This is a genomic window from Heliobacterium chlorum (genome assembly GCF_014502795.1).
GTDB lineage: Bacteria > Bacillota > Desulfitobacteriia > Heliobacteriales > Heliobacteriaceae > Heliobacterium > Heliobacterium chlorum.
This window is the reverse complement of sequence record NZ_JACVHF010000072.1, coordinates 1-2,786: the sequence shown is the minus strand read 5'-3', so window position 1 is coordinate 2,786 and position 2,786 is coordinate 1. Positions and strand designations below refer to the sequence as shown.

At 46.5% G+C, this 2,786-nt stretch carries 6 protein-coding genes; 2 read left to right on the top strand and 4 right to left on the bottom strand.

Features of this window, described 5'->3' with window-relative positions; genetic code table 11:
* Both H1S01_RS21250 and H1S01_RS19850 read left to right on the top strand, forming a co-directional pair.
* Positions 1-280, top strand: a 280-nt coding sequence (locus H1S01_RS21250) for a hypothetical protein (protein ID WP_207732430.1), incomplete at its 5' end; no start/stop codon positions are given.
* Positions 249-650 carry a hypothetical protein gene (locus tag H1S01_RS19850; RefSeq protein WP_188042118.1) on the top strand — a complete coding sequence of 134 codons (402 nt, stop codon included), beginning with the start codon at positions 249-251 and terminating at the stop codon, positions 648-650. The genes H1S01_RS21250 and H1S01_RS19850, both read left to right, overlap by 32 nt.
* Here the strand turns inward: H1S01_RS19850 and H1S01_RS19845 are convergent.
* The 4 genes from H1S01_RS19845 to H1S01_RS19830 form a co-directional block, all read right to left on the bottom strand.
* On the bottom strand, positions 621-1,256 hold the full coding sequence (locus H1S01_RS19845) for a peptidoglycan recognition protein family protein (RefSeq protein ID WP_188042117.1): 636 nt from the start codon (positions 1,254-1,256) through the stop codon (positions 621-623). The two genes, H1S01_RS19850 and H1S01_RS19845, sit on opposite strands and share 30 nt — an antisense overlap.
* A gap of 2 nt (positions 1,257-1,258) precedes the next feature.
* The gene (locus H1S01_RS19840; RefSeq protein ID WP_155477106.1) at positions 1,259-1,501 is read right to left on the bottom strand and encodes a BhlA/UviB family holin-like peptide; all 243 of its coding nucleotides are present in this window, start codon (positions 1,499-1,501) and stop codon (positions 1,259-1,261) included.
* 233 nt (positions 1,502-1,734) lie between these two features.
* Entirely contained in the window at positions 1,735-2,115 is a 381-nt protein-coding gene (locus H1S01_RS19835) for a hypothetical protein (RefSeq protein WP_188042116.1), read from the bottom strand.
* Between the two features lie 15 nt (positions 2,116-2,130).
* The coding region (locus H1S01_RS19830; protein WP_188042115.1) for a hypothetical protein at positions 2,131-2,786 on the bottom strand (656 nt) is incomplete at its 5' end.

The window sequence follows — 2,786 nt, the reverse complement described above, 5'->3', positions numbered from 1 at the left end:
CTGCGGCGATCAGTACAGCCACAATCACACTGGACTCAAACAACTCCATCACCTCCTCACTTTTTTCAAAGTTGCCTCCACATACTACATGGGTAAAAAAAAGCGAATTGTGACACAAAAAGAGCCGGTAATTATTCCCGACTCTTTTATAATCCTGTCTTTTTATGCACTTGGCCCAAGCATGGCGCAGAATTTCGTGCATTCTTGGAATACTATTTTTACGATTGTTTTTCTACGGAGGTTTGGGAATGGGGTATACACCGGATTTAACGAAGCGTAAAAATTACAACGAATTACACGATAAACTCATGGACTTTTCGCAATCTCTGGTTACTTCTGTAAAGGATACAGACACCTTCACGCCTTCACCTGCACGAGTCCGTCTCTTATTACAGTTGCTCTGCAGTAATATGAAGATTGAGCCGGAGGATTTTGATGAAGATGTAGTCGAACACCTCACAGATATCATGACAGAGCATATTCGAGCCTACGAAGGGTTTAAAAAAGAATTCGGAAAGAACGATCAAAAATTCTATAACCAGGTATTCGCCGAATCTATTTTACGCAGTGACGAGATTTGGGAGATTATCATCGGGCGTGAAGATGTAGAGGATACCGGATTACGCGATCAGCCCCAATCGATCCATTAGAACAATTACTCGGTAAAACGTGTTGTCCCCAGAGAGATCCGATAAGGCACTTTTGTCTACCAGCTTTTTCACGCTATCCCTTGCCCAATCGGGAACGGTGGCAAGTTTATCGGTAATCTCCCGTTCCTGCTGTCGCTTGGCCATCGAAGCGATAAAGGCATCCCAACGGGGGAGAATGAGATGTGGGCAGTCCTTGCCGGTCCAGTGCTTGTGGGGAACCACATTCGTGAGCGGGATGTTGAACTGCTTCATCAAGTCGATAATGAGGTCAATAGCGTTGGCCTCTGCTTGCGCTAGATTTCCATCGCTGTTCTCGCAGATTTCGATGCCAATACTAGTGCGGTTGCCTGGGCCGTTACCGCCATCGCCACAATGCCATGCATTCTCGTTGGTAGGAATGTGCTGATAAATCGCATGGTCGTCGACGCTGAAATGCCACGAAGTTGTACCCGCAGCGGTGCTTTTAATGTAATCAGCATGACACTTGGCGTCAGCCCCTTTATTGCTGTTGCCTGTGTTATGAACGGTAATGAACGTAGGAGTCATCGGATAGCCGGGTCGGTTTTTCGCGCCTCGAGAAACAAAATCTTGAGTGATGTTTACCATGATTAGTTGCCCCTTTCTCGAATTTCGGATTTGATGATTTGCACGTCGTCGCTGAGCCGCTCATACTGCTTCGCAAGAATCTCGAACTGCTTGGAGATGTCTCGGAGAAAGTCGGTCAATTTATCCTCCCTTCCCCGAGCTTCGGTTTGCAGACGACGACTTTCTTGTAGTTGATACAAATACAAGGATACAAACAGCGTCGCCCACAACCCTTGGGAGAGGGCTTCCGCCAACAGTCCGTCCATGACTCACCCCCTTTCTCACGTTTTTCAGGAATAAAAAAAAGACGCGGTTTGCGTCTTACGTATCGCATTTTGTTAACAACTCAATTATGAGGTCTAGCTTTTCGTTTACGCTGTCCAAGGAAGGTTTTTCGCCTCTGGTTTTTTTGGCAGTATAGTCCGCCATTTTTGCAGTGATTCGTTCAGTGGCTGACTGCTTCTGGGATTTCGGTATCACCAAGGTGGGTTTACCCATATTACTGCACCTCCACACAAAACACTCCCGGTTCATGGGTTACTTCATCGGCAACCGCTTGTACCAAAAATGTTCCTGCCGAATTACTCATAAAATCAAATTCCGCTTGTCCTCCCACCACTTCAAGGGCTAACACAACAGGATCACTTTCCTCATGCGATACACTCACGATTATTTTTTGATTCCGATCAGAGATGGGCATGTCTTGCCAGTCTCGAAGCTCTACGTGTAAGGAGATGTTTTCGCCGATATCAATAGAACTTTTCCCCCCAGTGACGACTAGTTTCATGGCTGCACATTTGAAGCATTTGCAAAAAACTTCGTCACCGTCTTTATGCAACTCGTAAACGGAACCGCTCTCGATGATAATTTCTGTATTCATTCGTGTCCCTTTCTCTTACCGGATATAGTAAACACCCCACCGAGTATTTACGGGTCCGTTTCCACTGCTTGAAGTATTAAACGTCAACCGGCACCGTTGTTCCACGTAAAACGGCGACGGAAAAGTAAAAATCGCATTGGAGGAAAAGGTTTCATAATTATAGCTCGTCGTTCCGGTATATTTAAACAGATAAGGGTCTGGCAACACAAAGGCGAAGGATTTATGGTTCCCGCCATTCACCGCAACGTCCCTCCATACATACATGCCGCCACTCCCCCCGAAGGAACTTCCGTAAACACCGTTAAACCAATAGGTTCCATCCGTCTCTAAGGTATATCGAACATAGCTACTGGAACCGAACTCAATATATCCCCCAATAATCAGCAATGGGCCGGTGATGTTAAATAAGTCGGTATCCGGCGTACTCGATGCTGCATTGTTATAATTCTGCCCATACACGGCGTAGGTTTTTTTCCCGGCTGCCCATGGGTTCCGAGCCAGGGCTGCGTTTATCGTACTAAAATTCGCGTTGGACGTGTCTTTTATATCCCCTAACTTGCCATGAACACTTCCCGTCGCACTGGATGCGTCGGTTCGTAAGCCCACCTGCCGCCGCAAAAACGATAACAGGGTTTCATTCAATCCGAAAATGGTTATAGCCCTCCTCGTTT